The following is an 18,074-nucleotide window of genomic DNA, read 5'->3' on the forward strand; positions in this document are numbered from 1 at the left end:
TTAATGGCATCAGGTTTTTTTGCACTTTTAGACGATATAGCTAGCTTAATGGATGATGTTGTAGCTATGAGTAAAATTTCCACTAAAAAAACAGCGGGAATATTAGGCGATGATTTAGCTGTGAATGCAGAAAAGGCAACAGGCTTTATAGCCTCTAGAGAACTTCCTGTATTATGGGCAATAACCAAAGGTTCTGCGCTTAATAAATTAATTATTTTACCAATTGCTTTTTTACTAAGTGCCTTTGCGCCATGGGGTGTTACTTTGGCTTTAATTTTAGGAGGATTTTATTTAGCCTTTGAAGGATTTGAAAAAGTATATCATTTCTTTTTACCACATAAACATGAAGGCACAGGAGAAAACCATTCTGAAGTAAAAACTATTTTATCAAAAGAAGAGGTAGCTATTGCTGAAAAAATGAAAGTTAAATCAGCAATTTTTACTGATTTTATATTGTCTGTAGAAATTATAATCATTGCACTTGGAACAGTAATAGGTAAACCTATTTTATTTCAAGTTTTAGTTGTATCAATAGTAGCTATTGTAGCTACAATTGGAGTGTATGGGATTGTAGCTCTTATTGTTAGAATGGATGATTTTGGATTGAAATTAATAGCCTTAAGTGTTAATAAAAAGGGGATATCACATATAATTGGAAATCTATTGATAAGAACATTACCATGGGTTATAAAAGGCTTGTCTGTTATTGGTACATTAGCCTTATTGTTGGTTGCAGGAGGTATTTTTGTTCATAACATAGACTTTTTGCATCATTTTTTAGAAATGCTTCCCAGTTTTATTAGAGATTTTATTGTAGGCTTGGGGGTTGGTTTTTTTGTGTTTATTTTAGTGAAAGTGTTTGTTTTTCTTAACAAGAAGTTGTTAAAGAAGTAGCGCGGAACCTTAGGATTGTACAAATGATAATATTAAATTAGTTAAAAAAGTTTTTATGAAAGACATTAAATATCCAATAGATTTTAAATTTAATATTGGAACGTTAGCTAACGATTTTACTGCAAAAGACTCCTTAGGAATCACAATAGCTTTTGTAAAGCAGAAAATGTTTAAGTTAAAAGAAGATGTTCTTGTTTATAATGACGAAAGTAAGCAACACATACAATATAGTATTCAAGCAGATAGATGGATTGATTTTTCTGCAGCATATAGTATAAAAGATAAAAACAATAAAGAAATAGGTAAAGTAGCAAGAAAAGGATGGAAATCTATTTGGAAAGCAGAGTATGAATTAATAGACCAGCACCAAAAACTTCAATATCATATTAGAGAAGATAATCCTTGGGTTAAAGTTCTCGATTCTTTAATAGGAGAAATACCAATTTTAGGTTTTTTTACTGGATACCTTTTTAACCCAAGTTACAGTGTGCTTAATTTAAATAATAAACCTATTGTTAAGCTAAAAAAAGAAGCCTCTTTTTTCGGAAGAAAATTTGAGTTATCAAAACTCAATGATATTGATTCTGATGATGAAGAACGTATTATTTTAGGTTTAATGATGATGGTACTTTTAGAAAGAAGAAAAGGCTAATCTAATCTTTAGTCTCTGAATTAGAAGATTTGTTTTTAGGTAAACGTTTCGCTTTTTTTAAACTTTCATTAAGCATCCATTCTAATTGACCATTAGTGCTGCGGAATTCATCCGCAGCCCATTTTTCAATAGCCTTTAGCATATCTTCATTTATACGTAATGCAAAAGCTTTTTTTTAGCCATTAGTTTTTTGTTCTAAATATCTATTAATTATTCTATCGGCATCTGCTTGTTTTTGAGTGCCAATTAAAATTTTTTTACCAGTATGTAATATTAATTGTATCCCGATATTTCCTTTTACATTAATAGCAATACCTTTATTTTTATTCAAAAAATTTCCTGATTTTAAACCCCAACCACCGTATTCTGTTAAAGCTTTATATGTTCTGGTTTTAGCATGTTTTATATCGTTCCAAAATATAGTTTTCATTCTAAAATGAAAAGGAAAAAATTGATAATGTATGCCAACATCGTCCATTCTAGTTTTTAATTTGAAGATAAATATTACCCCTGTCGTGATTAAAACTATGCCCATAGGAATTATATATTCAAATAAGTTTCTGTTATTTATATAGGCTTTAGTAATAATAACTATAGAAAATACAGATGTAATAATCATTAATATGATTAACCAAGGTTGTGTAAATCTCTGTTCTTCTTTAAAAATTCTCATTTTTATTGATTTAAGGTTCCAGTATTTAAAACAGGAGAAGCGTCCTTATCACCACAAAGTATAACCATAAGGTTACTAACCATTGCCGCTTTTCTCTCATCATCTAAATCTACAATTTGCTTTTTTCCTAATTCTTCAAGAGCCATTTCAACCATGCTAACGGCACCTTCAACTATTTTATGTCTTGCAGCGACAATAGCTGTTGCTTGTTGTCTTTTTAACATGGCATTTGCAATTTCCTGAGCATAAGCTAAATATCCTATTCTAGCTTCTAAAACTTCAATACCAGCGATAGATAAGCGTTCATCTATTTCTTTTTCAAGAGCTTCGCTAACTTCGTTTACACTCGATCTTAGCGTGATATCTTCTGTATGTCCTTCATCAGCGAAATTATCATACGGATACATACTTGCTAATTTACGTACAGCAGCATCAGTTTGTACACGTACAAAGTTTTCAAAATTATCTACATCAAAAGCAGCTTTATAAGTGTCTTTAACTCTCCAGACCAAAATGGTACTAATCATAATTGGATTTCCTAATTTATCATTTACTTTTAACCGCTCACTATCGAAGTTGCTAGCACGCAAAGAAATCTTCTTTTTTGTGTAAAATGGTATAACCCAATAGAAACCATTCTTATTAATTGTGCCAACATATTTTCCAAATAAGAGTAATATTCTAGAATTGTTTGGTTGCACCATAATGAATCCTGCGGAAATAAGAATAGCTATAAATACAGGAATAATAAAGAAAAAACTTTTAGTTATAAAGATTGTGGTAATGCTGCCGAAAAACATTATAATAAAAATGAATAGCATAAAGTATCCGTTTGCTGGTGTAATTATTTTTTCTTGTTCCATGATTTTATGATTGTTTAAGTGATATCATTTTGATATCATAAAGATATGACTAAATTTTTTATTTTTTATAAATTTTTATTGTTTTTTATAATGTGAGATGTAAATATTGGGCATAGCAGTTTGACCATTAGACTTAATATATAAGGGTAATGGTATTTATAAATAAGAAAATAGTTGTAATGGAAATAGAAAGGTCTTAGACTTTAATCCCGAATTTTCTTTTTACGAAGTTCAAAATTCTGTCCTAAATACACTTTACGCACCATTTCATCGTTAGCTAAATCTTCAGGTTCACCAGCTTTTAGAATACTACCTTCAAACATAAGATAAGTTCTATCGGTAATAGCAAGGGTTTCTTGAACGTTGTGGTCGGTTATAAGAATACCAATGTTCTTTTTAGTAAGTTGTGCTACAATACGCTGTATGTCTTCAACTGCAACGGGGTCAACACCTGCAAAAGGCTCATCAAGTAAAATAAAATTAGGATCGGTTGCTAAGGCACGAGCAATTTCGGTACGTCGACGCTCACCACCCGACAATAAATCGCCACGACTTTTTCGAATATGACCTAAACCAAACTCTTCAATAAGCGATTCCATTTTATGATGTTGCTCTTTTTTACTTAGTTTAGTAAGTTGTAGCACGCTTAAAATATTATCTTCAATACTTAATTTTCTAAAAACGGAGGCTTCTTGAGCTAAATAACCAATACCATTTTGCGCACGTTTGTACATCGGGTATTTTGTTATTTCAGTATTATCTAAAAAAATATGACCGCCATTAGGTTTAATTAATCCAACAATCATGTAAAAAGAGGTAGTTTTTCCAGCACCATTAGGTCCTAAAAGACCAACAATTTCGCCTTGCTTTACTTCAAGAGAAACATCTTTTACTACTTTTCGTCCGCTGTAGGACTTCATTAAATTTTCGGCTCTTAAAATCATATTTTATATACTGAACGCTAAAAATAGTAAAATCATATACACTATTATAGCAAGGTGTTTAATTTATGGTTTGTTTTTCTTTTCTTTTTTGATTTCTAATAACAACTTTTGAAATATAAATACTTACCTGATATAGAATAAGAATAGGTATAGCTACAATAATTTGACTTGCAATATCTGGAGGTGTAATTATAGCTGATAATATTAATACAATGACAAGCGCATACTTTCTATATTTTTTAAGGAATTCTGGTGTTACCAATCCTATTTTAGTTAAAAAATAAATAATAATAGGTAACTCGAAAATTAAACCAGAAGCTAAAACAGAAGCTCTTACTAATCCAATAAGAGAACTGATATCTATTTGATTATCGACTTTAGAAGAGATGCTATAATTTGCTAAAAAGTTGATAGAAAGTGGTGTGATGATGTAATAGCCAAATAAAGCACCTAAAAAAAACAGTATAGAACAAATAATGATGAAGCCACGCGAATGTTTTCGTTCGCTTTTATGTAAGCCAGGGCTTATAAATTTCCATAGTTGATAAATAATATAAGGAAATGAAATAATAAAACCACCTAAAATAGCCGTCCAGATATCTGCAGAAAACTGTCCTGCCATGGTTCTGTTTTGAAGAATCATTGGCATTTCATTATTACAAAAAGAGGTTTCAACGTTTAAAAAACGTCCTGTTTTACATAAAAACTCATAAGTTGGGAAATCCATCTCTAATGGTGCGAAAATAATAGCATCAAAAACAAATCTGCTAAAAATGAAGGCAAGAGAAGCAACAATAATAATTGCAGAACATATTCTAATTAAATGCCAACGTAAATCTTCAAGATGATCTAAAAAAGACATCTCATTTATATCTTTTTTCGCCATTATATAATACCTTCTTTTATTAAATCGTGTAGGTGTACAACACCAGTATATGTTCCGTTTTCTTCAACTAAAATCTGAGAAATATCATGGGCTTCCATAATTTCTAATGCATCAACAGCCATAGAATTACCTTCAATACGTTTTGGGTTTGCACTCATAATATCTTTAGCAGATAGTTTAGAGAAATCATCAACTTTAGTTAACATTCTACGTAAATCACCATCAGTTATAATACCAATAATTTTTTGGTCCTCAATAACAGCAGTAACACCAAGTCTTTTTTTAGTGATTTCTATTATTACCTCTTTAATACTGGTATCTAGGCTAACATTTGGTTTTTCATTTACAGAAGAAATATCTTTAACTCTTAAGTATAGTTTTTTTCCTAATGCGCCGCCTGGGTGATATTTTGCAAAATCGTTACTAGAAAAACCCCGTAAATCTAATAAGCAAACCGCAAGTGCATCGCCAATAACTAATTGTGCTGTAGTACTTGTAGTTGGGGCTAAATTATTGGGGCAAGCTTCTTTTTCAACATAAGAATTTAAAATAAAATGAGCTTCTTCACCAAGAAAAGATTTTGAATTACCAGTAATGGCAATAATTTTATTGTTAGCTCTTTTTATTAAAGGGATGAGTACTTTTATTTCTGGTGTATTACCACTATTCGATATACAAACAACAATATCGTCTTTAAGAATAAGTCCTAAATCTCCATGAATAGCTTCGGCGGCATGCATAAAAACAGAAGGTGTCCCCGTTGAATTTAAGGTGGCAACAATTTTATTAGCAATAATGGCACTTTTACCAATACCAGTAATTATAACACGTCCTTTAGAATTGTAAATAAGATTTACGGCATCTGAAAAATCATCATTTACTAAATTAGATAAATTAGAAATGGCTTTACTTTCCATTTCGATAGTTTGTTTAGCGATTTTAATAATGGAATTTTTGCTGCTCAAAATTTATTATTTTATAATTGTTGGTGCATTTAAAGATTTTATTATCTTTAAATGTTATTCAAATTAAATTTTTATTGTAATTTGAATTTTCGTTACAAAACTAACGAAAAAAATATGAGGGTTCTCGAAATATACTATTAAATTAATTATTGAAAATTGATTTATTATGGTGTATTAAACTGGTGAAAATAAATTTTATAAAATTCATGTCAATAGCAAAAAGTGATTTGCATTCTGCATTAAAAAAATATTTTGGATTCAACAAATTCAAAGGTCTTCAAGAAGGTGTCGTTGAAAGTATCATGTCTAAGAATCATACGTTTGTAATTATGCCGACAGGCGGTGGTAAGTCACTCTGTTATCAATTACCAGCATTAATGCAAGAAGGTACAGCCATTGTTGTCTCTCCTTTAATAGCGTTAATGAAAAATCAAGTAGATGCGATTAGAGGTATTTCAAAAGAGGAAGGTATCGCACATGTATTAAATTCTTCATTAAATAAAACAGAAGTAAAACGTGTAAAAGAAGATATTGTAAACGGCGTAACAAAGTTACTTTATGTAGCTCCAGAATCGCTTACAAAAGAAGAGAATGTTGAGTTTCTACGCTCTGTAAAAGTATCTTTTTTAGCTATTGATGAAGCACACTGTATTAGTGAGTGGGGGCATGATTTTAGACCAGAATACAGAAATTTACGTCATATTATAAAACGTATTGGCGATAATATCCCTATCATAGGATTAACAGCGACAGCAACGCCTAAGGTACAGGAAGATATTATAAAGAACTTGGGTATCACAGGAGCTAAAACATTTAAAGCTTCTTTTAATAGACCTAATTTGTACTATGAGGTACGCCCTAAAACAAAAAATGTTGATGTCGATATTATTCGTTTTGTAAAACAAAATGAAGGTAAATCGGGTATTGTTTATTGTTTAAGCCGAAAACGTGTTGAAGAACTAGCACAAGTATTACAAGTTAATGGCGTAAAAGCAGTACCGTATCATGCAGGATTAGATGCTAAAACAAGATCAAGTCATCAAGATAAATTTCTTATGGAAGATGTAGATGTTGTGGTTGCTACCATAGCATTTGGAATGGGTATAGATAAACCCGATGTTAGGTTTGTAATTCACCATGATATTCCAAAAAGTATAGAGAGTTATTACCAAGAAACAGGAAGAGCAGGTCGAGATGGAGGCGAAGGTCATTGTTTAGCGTATTATGCATATAAGGATATTGAAAAGTTGGAAAAATTCATGTCTGGAAAACCTGTTGCAGAACAGGAAATAGGACAAGCCTTATTGCAAGAAGTTGTTGCATTTGCCGAGACATCAATATCTAGGCGTAAATTTATTTTACATTATTTTGGCGAAGAGTTTGATAATGAAACAGGAGAAGGTGGTGATATGGATGATAATGTTCGGTATCCAAAAAAACAAACTGAAGCTAAAGACGATGCGAAACTGTTGTTAGAAACGATTCAAAATACGAATGAAAAATATAAATCTAAAGATTTAGTTAGCGTTATTGTAGGAAAAGAAAATGCGTTAATTAATTCTCACAGAACGAATGAACAACCTTTTTTCGGAAAAGGTAAGGAGAAAGATAATAAATATTGGATGGCACTTTTAAGGCAATTATTGGTTGCTGGTTATCTAAAAAAAGATATAGAAACATACGGTGTTATTAAGTTGAATGCCTCTGGAAAAGACTTTATAAATAACCCTCAGTCGTTTATGATGACTGAAGATCATATTTTTGAAGGCGAACAAGAAGATGGATCTATTATTACAGCCTCTAAAGGAAGCGGTGCAGTTGCCGATGAAGTTTTAATGGGAATGCTTAAAGATTTGCGTAAAAAGAATGCTAAAAAATTAGGCGTGCCACCATTTGTTATTTTTCAAGATCCTTCATTAGAAGATATGGCATTAAAGTATCCAATTAGCCTTTCAGAATTAGCTAATGTACATGGAGTTGGTGATGGTAAAGCAAAAAAATATGGTAAAGATTTTGTTGCGTTAATTTCTAATTATGTTGATGAAAATGATATTATTCGTCCAGATGATTTAGTTGTAAAATCTACAGGAAGTAATTCTGCTAATAAATTATATATCATTCAAAATATTGATAGAAAATTACCTTTAGATGATATTGCGTCTTCTAAAGGCATGTCTATGGAAGATTTTATAAAAGAAATGGAAGCTATTGTTTATTCTGGCACGAAGCTAAATATCGATTATTGGATTCACGATATTTTAGATGAAGATCAGCAAGAAGAAATTCATGATTATTTTATGGAGTCTGAATCTGATAGTATTGAAGCTGCTATTGAAGAATTTGATGGAGATTATGACGAGGACGAACTTCGTTTATACCGTATCAAGTTTATTAGTGAAGTAGCAAACTAATTACGTTGTAATTTGGGCGTTACCTTATTGGGGCGAGATTTTTACTATATTTTTTGTTTTTTTTTGTCATTCCTGCGCAGGCAGGAATCTATTAACATCGTAAGTGTATATTTTAAAAGTTCGGGATGCTTTAAGAAAAACTAAAGGAAGCCATTACAAATGCTTTGCATTCATGATTTCATTAATATAAGACATTAACCAATGAATACTCCCTAACGCATTTATTTGCTAGCTTATTTTTTTATCAAAATGTAGCCTTGTTTTGAGAGATTCGTTTAACGTTTATGTATAAGGAAAGTTGCGTGTTTGTGTGCGAGGATTTTCCGAAGGAAAATCAGAAGCAAGCAAACGAGCAACTGACATTGGTTTAGCTAAAACTAGCAATTTTTTTTATACAGTGTTAGCCAACGTTATTTATAATAATCAATTTCCCTAATTACAATTTCTACTGGCTTATTATTTTTAAATTGTTTCATTGTAATCCAATTATTCTTACTGTCATAAGTGTAAATATTTTCCAATGTTACTTTATTATTTTCTATTTCTTTGATTTTATTATTGTACTTATCTGTAAGCTCCCCCAAAAACCGAACTGTTTAAAAGTGTAAAATAATTATTAATTTTAAACAGTATTATGAGAAAAAGTAAATTTAGTCCGCAACAGATAGCAAAGATTTTAAAGGAGTTTGACACAGGCAAGAGTGTTGAACAGATTACGCGAGAACATGGCGTTAGTTCCTCTGCATTTTATAAATGGCGAGAACGATATGCTGGCATGAATGGCAAAGAGTTAAAACGGATCAAGGAGCTGGAAGACGAAAACCGTAAACTAAAACAGATGTATGCCACTTTAGCATTAGACCATCAAATGGCCAAAGAGATCATTGAAAAAAAGTTTTGAAGCCCTGCCTTAAACGCAGTATAAGTAAAGAACTTGCTCGTTACGGCATCAGTAGGGCGTGCCGTGTTTTGAATATGAGTAAAAGTGTTTATTATTACCAACCTTTAGCCAAAGATGATTCTGAGATTGAAAAAGCTTTACAAGAAAAGGCTGTCCAACGACCTGAAGAGGGGTTTTGGAAAGCTTATGGTCGTTTGCGTGAAGAAGGTGAATTGTGGAATCATAAACGTGTCTATCGTGTTTATAAAGCATTAGGTCTTCCTTTAAGGCGAAAAGTCAAGAAACGCTTACCAGCAAGAATACTCGAACCCTTAGAAATACCTGTAGAACAAAATCACACATGGAGCATGGATTTTGTAACCGACGTGTTGGAGAATAAAAGACGATTTAGAGCCTTTAATATCATTGATGATTATAATAGGGAGGCATTGCACATAGAAATAGACTTTTCATTAACGAGCAACCGCATTGTATGGGTGCTCAATCATTTGATAAATCGAAAAGGCAAACCAAAAAAAATAAGAATGGATAATGGTCCTGAATTTATAGCTAAGATTACATATGGATGGAGTACCATGCATAATATTGAATTTAAGTACATACAACCAGGTAAGCCTACTCAAAATGCTTTTATAGAACGATTCAATGGATCTTATCGAAGAGGGGTTCTTAATAAATATATCTTTGAGAACATAGACCAAGTCAGAGAACAAACACAAATATGGATGAAAGATTATAATCATCACAGGCCACATGATAGCTTAGGAAAAATATCACCAATAAAATATGCAAAACTTAATTCCAACAAGGCTAATAATATTAAACTTAAAAAGGATAACTTTATAGAAGTTTTGGAAAATTAAACAGTTCTAAATAGGGGAAGCCTACATACTGTTTTTCATCTAATGTTGGCTAACGACTTGATATGAAATCGTTTTAATGTTTTATATCTTACGTTAAACGAAGTTAGCTAATTTTTCTGACAAAGTTAAGTTGTGTTCTATGTTGTTTTGGCTAAAATGTATCAAAACAAATTTTAGTATTCAATAATCAGTCAGTTTCTCTTTCCGCGAAAGCGATAAAACTGTTTTCAAAAAACTTATAAGTGATAAACTCATAACTTTTAACTTCATTCCCTATCTTTGCACTTTATTAAAAATTAGAACAATGCAAGACGGTTTATACGCAAAATTTAACACAACTAAAGGAGAAATTCTTGTTGCTTTAGAATATCAAAAAACACCAGGAACAGTAGGTAACTTTGTAGCTTTAGCTGAAGGAAACTTAGAAAACAATGTAAAACCTCAAGGAACACCATATTATGATGGTTTAAAATTCCATAGAGTCATTCCAGATTTTATGATTCAAGGTGGGTGTCCACAAGGATCTGGTTCTGGAAATCCGGGATATAAATTTGATGATGAATTTCATCCAGATTTAAAACATGACGGACCAGGTGTTTTGTCTATGGCAAACGCAGGTCCAGGAACCAATGGAAGTCAGTTTTTTATCACTCATATTGAAACACCTTGGTTAGATAACAAACACACTGTTTTTGGTAAAGTACAATCAGGACAAGACATTGTTGATGCTATAGCTCAAGGTGATGTTATTGAGAGTTTAGAAATTATAAGAGTAGGAGCAGATGCAGAAGCATATAATGCAGTTGAAGCTTTTAGAACATTTGAAGGTTCTAGAGAGCAAAAACTAGCAGAAGCAAAAGCAGCTGCCGAGGCAGAACTTGAAAAGATTGCTTCTGGTTTTAATAAAACAGATAGTGGGTTACGTTATCAAATTATTCAAGAAGGTTCTGGTACTAAGGCAGAAAAAGGTAAAACAGTATCTGTACATTACAAAGGACAATTATCAGACGGAACAGTATTTGATTCATCATATAAACGTAATCAGCCTATCGATTTTCAATTAGGTGTAGGTCAGGTAATTCCAGGTTGGGATGAAGGTGTTGGTTTACTTAAAATTGGCGACAAAGCTCGTTTTGTTATCCCAAGTCATTTAGCTTATGGAAGTGCCGGTGCAGGTGGTGTTATTCCACCAGATGCCACTTTAATTTTTGATGTTGAGTTGATGGATGTAAAATAACATTCAGAACATATAAATGCTAAAGCGCTCAATTATTGAGCGCTTTTTTTGTTAAATAAACTAAGTAATGCTTTGTTGGTCGATTATATTTTTCATGTTATTTGTTACAATCTACTTTAGCGAAATGATTAGTATAAAAGAGACCAGTTTATATTCAGAAATACTAAAGGAATTTAATTATCCTTTCGGAAATATATTCATTTTTGATGGTTTTGTAGTCTCAGAAATCAATAGAGGAGTTGTTTTTAATTGGGATAATCATGGTAAATTAATAACAGAAGATATCTCCTGTTTTTTAGGAACTAATGGTAACGATATAGTTTATGTTTCTAATAGAATTCATTCGTATTCTTTAGTGGCTTCAGATTGGTTAAAGTTTTTTAAACACAGTTACTTATTAAAATCGTATTTGGTTGTATCTAATGATAAGATTAAAATTTTAAATTCTATGGTTGAAAGTTTGTTTTTTAATGATAAAATTAAGCGTTTCAATAGTTTATATGCTGCCATAAATTTTGTTAGAAAAGGTGTTCTTGAAGTTGCTTGACAATTTCTATCTTTGTTTTTATGACAGAACAAGAATTACAAAAGCTTAAATATCCAATAGGTCAATTTGAATGTCCTGAAAATATCTCTAAAAAACATATTGCAGATTGGATTTCCACTTTAGAGCATTTCCCAAATAAATTGGAAAATCTTGTTAAAGATTTAACCAACGAACAACTAGATACTATTTATAGACCTGATGGCTGGACGATACGACAAGTTGTTCATCACTTATCAGATAGTCATCTCCATAGTTATGCACGTTTTAAATGGACTTTAACTGAAGATAAACCAGTTATAAAGGCATATTATGAAGAACGGTGGGCAGAATTGTTAGATTCTAAAACAGCACCTATAGAAATGTCATTACTTCATTTAAAAAGTATTCACACGAAGTTAGTGTATCTTTTAAAAACTTTAAGTGAAGCTGATTTAAATAAATCTTTTATTCATCCTGAAACTAATAGCGAAGTTCTTTTAAATTTTAATATTGGTAATTATGCATGGCATAGTAATCATCATTATGCGCATATAGAAAATTTGCTAAAGCGTAATCATTGGATTTAATCGAAAAGAATTCCTCTGGGCTCTTTCTTAGGGTTGAAGTTGAAATTGTCATTCCCGTGAAAACGGAAATCTAAAAAAAACATTTATTTTTTATATGATAAGAGTTGTAAATATTAATGACGCCAGACAACTAGTCGAAATTTATAACTATTATGTTTTAAAAACGATTATAACTTTTGATAATGTTCCTTTTTCAATAGAAGCTTTCAAGAATAAAATTGAAATTATTTCAAGTAATTATCCATTTATTGTTTTTGAAAATGACAATAAAATTTTAGGCTATGCTTACGTAAACAAGTGGCGTGAAAAACCAGCTTACAAGCATACTGTTGAAGCAACCGTTTATCTAGATCACAAGGCTGTTGGAAAACAAATTGGCACCAAATTATATGCTGAACTATTAAAGGAGATAAAGAAGCGAAACTATCATGTTGTTATTGGTGGTTTAACTTTGCCAAACGATGCCAGTGTAAGGCTTCATGAAAAATTCGGTTTCAAGCAAGTTGCTCATTTTAAAGCGGTCGGTTTAAAATTCGATAAATGGCTAGATGTTGGTTTTTGGCAATTAACGCTTTAAAAAATAAAAGTCCTTTCCTTTGGGAAGGGTTTAGGATGGGATTTTCCATTTAATATTACAACCAATGCTAGGCTTTTGGGTGCTTGTATTTTCTTTGTTTTCAATTAAACAATCCATAGCATTTTTTAAATCTTTGCCAGTTACAGGAAGTCCGTTTCCTGGTCTGGAATCGTCTAGTTGCCCTCTATAAATAAGTTTTAGTTCTTTATTAAAAACATATAAATCTGGAGTACAAGCTGCATCATACGCTTTTGCGACATCTTGAGTTTCATCGTATAAATATGGAAATGGATAGTTTTCGTTTTCAGCCAAAACTTTCATCTTTTCAGGACTATCTTGTGGATAGTTTAAAACATCGTTACTTGAAATAGCTATAAATTGAATGCCTTTTTTAATATAATCATTGGCGATTTTCACTAGTTGTGAATTGATGTGAATCACAAACGGACAATGGTTACATATAAACATGATAACGGTACCTGTATCTCCTTTTAATTGTTGAAGTGATACATGGCTTTGAGATACCGTATCAAACAAATTAAAATCTGGAGCTTGCGTTCCTAACGGAATCATATTAGAAGGCGTATTTGCCATAAATAAAAGTTTTTACAAAGTTCGTGATTATTTGTATTTTTAAAAAATGAACAACCCAATAACTTTCGAAGATTTTATAAAAGTAGATTTTCGAGTAGGCACTATTATAGATGTTAATGATTTTCCTGAAGCACGTCATCCTGCATATCAACTCACTATTGATTTTGGAGATTTAGGAATTAAAAAATCTTCAGCTCAAATTACAACACGTTATAAAAAGGAAGATTTACTTCAAAAACAAATTGTTGCTATTGTAAATTTTCCTAAGAAGCAAATAGCTAAGTTTATGAGTGAGTGTTTAGTTTTGGCTGCAGTAAATGGAAACGATGTTATTTTATTAAACCCAGAGAACAAGGTTAAAAATGGCAGTGTCGTTGCTTAGCTAAAAACAAAAATCCGCTACATTTTAATTGTAGCGGATTTTTTATAAATTGTTCGAGTTAATTATATATCGTCAAAATCGATATCTGTAAAACTTTCAGGTTTCACTTCTGCATTAACTTCAGTGTCACCAGAGGTATCATCATATTCTTTTTTAAAGTCTTTTTGATGACGCTCACTAATAACTTCATTACCTTTTTCGTTTATGATGTAATCAGTCATTTCAGCTAGAATCTCTTTAAATTCAGCGAAGTCCTCTTTGTAAATATAAATTTTATGCTTTTTATAATGAAAAGATCCATCATCATTAGTGAATTTTTTACTTTCAGTGATCGTTAGATAATAATCTTCTGCTTTTGTAGCTCTTACATCAAAAAAATAAGTGCGTCTCCCTGCTCTTAATACTTTTGAAAAAATTTCTTCTTTCTCCATCATATCATAATTATTCATAGTGTTGTTTTGAAATTTATGCGATTAACATTTGTATCCCAAAAATCTTAAAAAAACCGATACTAACCAACAATTTAGGTAGTTTCTTTTTGAAATATTACTATTTAATGAATATAACAAAATAACAGTAAGCTATAAGTTTTGGTGTTTTGAGAAATTTAAATTTGATTTGAAACGGTTTCACTTAATTGTTTTAAATAAAGGTGTTTGTAGTATCCATCTACGTTAATAAGTGATTCGTGTGTGCCTTTTTGTACGATTTCTCCGTTATCTAAAACAATAATATTGTCGGCGTTTTTAGCCGAAGAAATTCTATGACTAACAATAATAGTTGTTTTGCCTTTAGATAATTTGTTTAAGTTTTTTAGTATTTTTTCCTCTGTTTCGGTGTCTACTGCCGATAAACAATCGTCAAATAATAAAATTTTAGGCGATTTTATAATCGCTCTAGCAATAGAGACACGTTGTTTTTGTCCGCCAGAAAGTGTGATACCACGCTCGCCTAAAACGGTGTTGTAGCCGTTATTAAATTTAATAATATTTTTATGTACTTGGGCATTTTTAGCAGCTTCAAAAACATCGTCATCGGTGGCGTCTTCTTTTCCAAACTTGATATTGTTCTTTATAGAATCAGAAAACAAGAAGGCGTCTTGTGGTACATAACCAATAGCGTTTCTTAAATCTGATAAATTATGTTTGTTAATTTCTATATTATTAATAATAATGCTACCCGTATCAATATCATAAAGCCTTCCTATTAAATCTAAAATAGTAGATTTTCCCGATCCGGTTTTTCCTATTACAGCAAGTGTTTCACCTGCTTTGATATTAAAACTAATGTTGTTTAAAGCTTGAATATTTGTATCATCATAAGTAAATGATACATTATTGAAAGTAATATCACCTGTAATTTCGGTATGAGCCTTAACGTTGTTTTTAATTTCAGGTTCTATTTTTAAAAACTCATTAATTCGTTTTTGTGAGGCTTCCGCTTGTTGCACAATAGAGGTTACCCATCCTACCGTTGCAACGGGCCATGTAAGCATATTTACATAAATTATAAACTCGGCAATGGTACCTAAACTTTCAATTTCACCATTTATATATTGCATACCACCTATGTAAATGACTAATAAATTACTAATGCCAATAAGCAGGATCATCATAGGGAAAAACCAAGCTTGTACTTTTGCTAAGCTAATTTGTTTTTGTTTGCTTGTAGCAGCAAGTTCATTAAAGTTTGTTGATGTTAATTGTTCAATACCATAAGCTTTAATTATAGAAATACCACTAAAAGATTCTTGAGTATATGTAGATAATTTTGATAAATATTCTTGAACAATGGTACTTCTGTGATGTATCTCTTTACTTAGTTTATAAATGACTATAGATAAAACAGGTAATGGTACGATGGTGTAAAGAGCAAGTTTTGGAGCCGTATTAAACATATAAATTAATGCAATTACAAAAAGAGTAATCGTATTAATACTATACATAATAGCAGGTCCAACGTACATGCGTACACGCCCAACATCTTCACTTATACGATTCATTAAATCGCCTGTTCTATTCTTTTTGTAAAAGTTTAAAGAAAGTTTTTGGTACTGGTTATATATTTCGTTTTTTAAATCGTATTCTATATATCGAGACACATTTATAATAGCTTGCCTCATAAAAAAAGTAAGAATACCACCAACTATGGCAGCACCAATAATATAAAGTATAATTATGGTTAGTTCACTTTCAATAGTTGTGCCTTCAGTTACATTCCCTGCTTTATATTTTTCAACTATAACAAAAATTTCTCTAACTAATCTTGGTGTAAAAAGTAAAAATATTCTAGCAACAATAGTGATAAAAATACCTGTTAAAAGGTGAACTTTATATTTTAAAAAATATTTATTTAAATGTTGTAATTCTTTCATTAATCAATTAGTGATTCATTTTTAAGTAAAAATGTGAGTTTACAAAGATAAAGGTTTATAACAAAACACATCTTAGCATTGGCATTTACTAAGTGTTAAATATACTTTAAAATCTCTTTGATAATAATGTAAATAATATGGAGTAGTTTTTTAAAATAATATTATTTTTGCCGAACGAAAATTAATAATAATTTCGTTTTTTAAATTTAAGTTCTTTTTTATTATGCTAAACAGAAGACATATTCGCGTAAAAGTAATGCAAACTATGTATGCCTTTAAAGGTGGTGAAAGTGATGATTTAAGTAAAGACCAAAAGTTTTTACTGTTTAGTATAGATAACATGTACAACTTGTACCTTTTATTAGTATCGTTATTACTTGAAGTTCAAAAAAGAGCAGAAAGCGATTTACAAAAAAAGCAGAAAAAACATTTAGCAACCAAAGAAGATAAAGATCCTAACAGAAAGTTTGTTAGCAATCAATTATTGCAGTTATTTAAAAATAATCTGGAGTTAAAAGACAGGTTAGAAGCTTATAAAATAAATAACTGGGATTTGGATAGTGAGTATGTAGATGTTATTTTTAAAGCTATTGTGGCTAGCGATTTGTATAAAGAATATATGCAAACTAAGGTGTCCGATTTTAAGGAAGATAAAGAATTTCTTGTTGATGTTTTTAAAGATATCATAGCGCCTAATGAGAAGCTTTACGAGTATATTGAAGATAAGAACCTGACTTGGTTAGACGACCTTCCAACTGTAAACACAACGATATTAAAAATATTAAGAAAGGCAAAAGCGAGTTCTCAAGATCATCATTTTACACCTAAACTTTATAAAGATATAGAAGATAAGCAATATGCTATTGATTTGTTTAGAAAAACACTTTTAAATAGATCGGCTATTAATAAAGAAATAGAAGGTAAAACTCAAAACTGGGAATCAGATCGTATAGCAAATGTTGATTACGTATTATTACAAATGGCAATTTGCGAGTTGAAAAATTTCCCATCAATACCTGTAAAAGTTACTATTAATGAATATTTAGAAATAGCTAAAGAATATTCAACGCCTAAAAGCAGTATTTTTATTAACGGAATATTAGATAAGTTAGTTAAAGAGTACGAAGAAGCTGGGACCTTAAATAAAGTAGGACGTGGATTAATGTAATTTTCTGTTAAAGGCATTAATAAAAGTTTTTAATAGATTAAATAATTGCTATTTTTACAACATTAATATTAAATAGTTTTAAAATGAAAAAAGTTATATTTGGATTAAGTGCTTTGTGCATCATAGCATTTGTTTCTTGTAAAGAAAATGCAGCAAAAAAGATAGAAGAAAGTAATGTTATAGCAGCAGCAGAAAGAGATGCAAATTCAACTAAATTTCCAGTTATCGAGTTTGATAAAACAGAGCATGATTTTGGTGAGATTGAAGCAAAAGCACCTCAAGAAACTACTTTCACATATAAAAACACAGGTGACGCTCCTCTAGTTGTTACCAATATTAAAAGTTCATGTGGTTGTACGGTACCACAAGATTGGAGTAGAGATCCTCTAGCTCCAGGAGAATCGGCTAGCTTTACAGTAAAGTTTAATGGTAGCGGTTCAAATAAAGTATCGAAAACAATTACAGTAACTGCGAACACAGAAAAAGGTTCAGAAATAGTAAAAATAACAGCATTTGTAAAACCAGACCCAAATGCTCAACCAAAAGCAGCAGCAGCTGCTAACTAAATAAAATAATA

20 protein-coding genes are annotated in these 18,074 nt (G+C 30.9%); 11 read left to right on the forward strand and 9 right to left on the reverse strand.

Annotated features, from left to right (window positions below):
• Nucleotides 1–3 precede the first annotated feature (3 nt).
• Together RHP49_12185 and RHP49_12190 are read left to right on the forward strand one after the other, a co-directional pair.
• The gene (locus tag RHP49_12185) at nt 4–894 is read left to right on the forward strand and encodes a DUF808 domain-containing protein (protein WNH11655.1); all 891 of its coding nucleotides are present in this window, start codon (nt 4–6) and stop codon (nt 892–894) included.
• 55 nt (nt 895–949) lie between these two features.
• A complete protein-coding gene (locus tag RHP49_12190) occupies nt 950–1,546 on the forward strand; it encodes a hypothetical protein (GenBank protein WNH11656.1) in 597 nt (198 codons plus the stop codon).
• Between the two features lies 1 nt (nt 1,547).
• Here the strand turns inward: RHP49_12190 and RHP49_12195 are convergent, their stop codons facing one another.
• The 6 genes from RHP49_12195 to RHP49_12220 all read right to left on the reverse strand — a co-directional run bounded on the left by RHP49_12195 (nt 1,548) and on the right by RHP49_12220 (nt 5,877).
• The gene (locus RHP49_12195; GenBank protein ID WNH11657.1) at nt 1,548–1,688 is read right to left on the reverse strand and encodes an Arc family DNA binding domain-containing protein; all 141 of its coding nucleotides are present in this window, start codon (nt 1,686–1,688) and stop codon (nt 1,548–1,550) included.
• A 33-nt stretch (nt 1,689–1,721) separates the two neighbouring features.
• The gene (locus tag RHP49_12200) at nt 1,722–2,219 is read right to left on the reverse strand and encodes a hypothetical protein (GenBank protein WNH11658.1); all 498 of its coding nucleotides are present in this window, start codon (nt 2,217–2,219) and stop codon (nt 1,722–1,724) included.
• A gap of 2 nt (nt 2,220–2,221) precedes the next feature.
• Nucleotides 2,222–3,082, reverse strand: a complete 861-nt coding sequence (locus RHP49_12205) for an SPFH domain-containing protein (protein ID WNH11659.1) — start codon at nt 3,080–3,082, stop codon at nt 2,222–2,224.
• A 203-nt stretch (nt 3,083–3,285) separates the two neighbouring features.
• Nucleotides 3,286–4,026 carry an LPS export ABC transporter ATP-binding protein gene (gene lptB, locus RHP49_12210; GenBank protein ID WNH11660.1) on the reverse strand — a complete coding sequence of 247 codons (741 nt, stop codon included), beginning with the start codon at nt 4,024–4,026 and terminating at the stop codon, nt 3,286–3,288.
• A 58-nt stretch (nt 4,027–4,084) separates the two neighbouring features.
• Nucleotides 4,085–4,912 carry a twin-arginine translocase subunit TatC gene (tatC, locus tag RHP49_12215; GenBank protein ID WNH11661.1) on the reverse strand — a complete coding sequence of 276 codons (828 nt, stop codon included), beginning with the start codon at nt 4,910–4,912 and terminating at the stop codon, nt 4,085–4,087.
• Nucleotides 4,912–5,877 carry a KpsF/GutQ family sugar-phosphate isomerase gene (locus tag RHP49_12220; GenBank protein WNH11662.1) on the reverse strand — a complete coding sequence of 322 codons (966 nt, stop codon included), beginning with the start codon at nt 5,875–5,877 and terminating at the stop codon, nt 4,912–4,914. Before RHP49_12220 ends, tatC begins: the two co-directional genes overlap by 1 nt.
• 206 nt (nt 5,878–6,083) lie before the next feature.
• On the opposite strand from RHP49_12220, the gene RHP49_12225 reads away from it, so the two are divergent.
• The 6 genes from RHP49_12225 (at nt 6,084) to RHP49_12250 (ending at nt 12,979) form a co-directional block, all read left to right on the forward strand.
• Nucleotides 6,084–8,288, forward strand: a complete 2,205-nt coding sequence (locus tag RHP49_12225) for a RecQ family ATP-dependent DNA helicase (GenBank protein WNH11663.1) — start codon at nt 6,084–6,086, stop codon at nt 8,286–8,288.
• 634 nt (nt 8,289–8,922) lie between these two features.
• Nucleotides 8,923–10,052, forward strand: a protein-coding gene (locus tag RHP49_12230) for an IS3 family transposase (GenBank protein WNH11664.1) whose coding sequence is annotated in 2 segments (ribosomal slippage) — nt 8,923–9,184 and nt 9,184–10,052 — 1,131 coding nt in all. Because the reading frame shifts where the segments join, the coding sequence is not laid out codon by codon here.
• A gap of 304 nt (nt 10,053–10,356) precedes the next feature.
• On the forward strand, nt 10,357–11,289 hold the full coding sequence (locus RHP49_12235; GenBank protein ID WNH11665.1) for a peptidylprolyl isomerase: 933 nt from the start codon (nt 10,357–10,359) through the stop codon (nt 11,287–11,289).
• 124 nt (nt 11,290–11,413) lie between these two features.
• Nucleotides 11,414–11,836 (forward strand): hypothetical protein, encoded by a 423-nt coding sequence (locus RHP49_12240; GenBank protein ID WNH11666.1) that lies wholly within the window; start codon nt 11,414–11,416, stop codon nt 11,834–11,836.
• 20 nt (nt 11,837–11,856) lie between these two features.
• Entirely contained in the window at nt 11,857–12,402 is a 546-nt protein-coding gene (locus RHP49_12245; protein ID WNH11667.1) for a putative metal-dependent hydrolase, read from the forward strand.
• 94 nt (nt 12,403–12,496) lie between these two features.
• Nucleotides 12,497–12,979: an N-acetyltransferase family protein gene (locus RHP49_12250; protein ID WNH11668.1), complete on the forward strand. Its 483-nt coding sequence runs from the start codon at nt 12,497–12,499 to the stop codon at nt 12,977–12,979.
• Nucleotides 12,980–13,009: 30 nt separating this feature from the next.
• On the opposite strand, the gene RHP49_12255 is transcribed toward RHP49_12250, so the two are convergent.
• Nucleotides 13,010–13,573 carry a thioredoxin family protein gene (locus RHP49_12255; GenBank protein ID WNH11669.1) on the reverse strand — a complete coding sequence of 188 codons (564 nt, stop codon included), beginning with the start codon at nt 13,571–13,573 and terminating at the stop codon, nt 13,010–13,012.
• 46 nt (nt 13,574–13,619) lie between these two features.
• On the opposite strand from RHP49_12255, the gene RHP49_12260 reads away from it, so the two are divergent.
• Nucleotides 13,620–13,955, forward strand: a complete 336-nt coding sequence (locus RHP49_12260) for a tRNA-binding protein (GenBank protein WNH11670.1) — start codon at nt 13,620–13,622, stop codon at nt 13,953–13,955.
• Between the two features lie 62 nt (nt 13,956–14,017).
• Here RHP49_12260 and RHP49_12265 read toward each other — a convergent pair whose 3' ends face one another.
• Both RHP49_12265 and RHP49_12270 read right to left on the reverse strand, forming a co-directional pair.
• Entirely contained in the window at nt 14,018–14,404 is a 387-nt protein-coding gene (locus RHP49_12265; GenBank protein WNH11671.1) for a PUR family DNA/RNA-binding protein, read from the reverse strand.
• 158 nt (nt 14,405–14,562) lie between these two features.
• Entirely contained in the window at nt 14,563–16,329 is a 1,767-nt protein-coding gene (locus RHP49_12270; GenBank protein WNH11672.1) for an ABC transporter ATP-binding protein, read from the reverse strand.
• A 223-nt stretch (nt 16,330–16,552) separates the two neighbouring features.
• Here RHP49_12270 and nusB point away from each other — a divergent pair, with 223 nt between their 5' ends.
• On the forward strand, nt 16,553–17,497 hold the full coding sequence (gene nusB, locus RHP49_12275; protein WNH11673.1) for a transcription antitermination factor NusB: 945 nt from the start codon (nt 16,553–16,555) through the stop codon (nt 17,495–17,497).
• Nucleotides 17,498–17,580: 83 nt separating this feature from the next.
• Nucleotides 17,581–18,063, forward strand: coding sequence for a DUF1573 domain-containing protein (locus RHP49_12280; GenBank protein ID WNH11674.1), 483 nt, complete (start codon nt 17,581–17,583; stop codon nt 18,061–18,063).
• Nucleotides 18,064–18,074 lie beyond the last annotated feature (11 nt).

Source organism: Flavobacteriaceae bacterium HL-DH10, from assembly GCA_031826515.1.
GTDB lineage: Bacteria > Bacteroidota > Bacteroidia > Flavobacteriales > Flavobacteriaceae > Thalassobellus > Thalassobellus suaedae.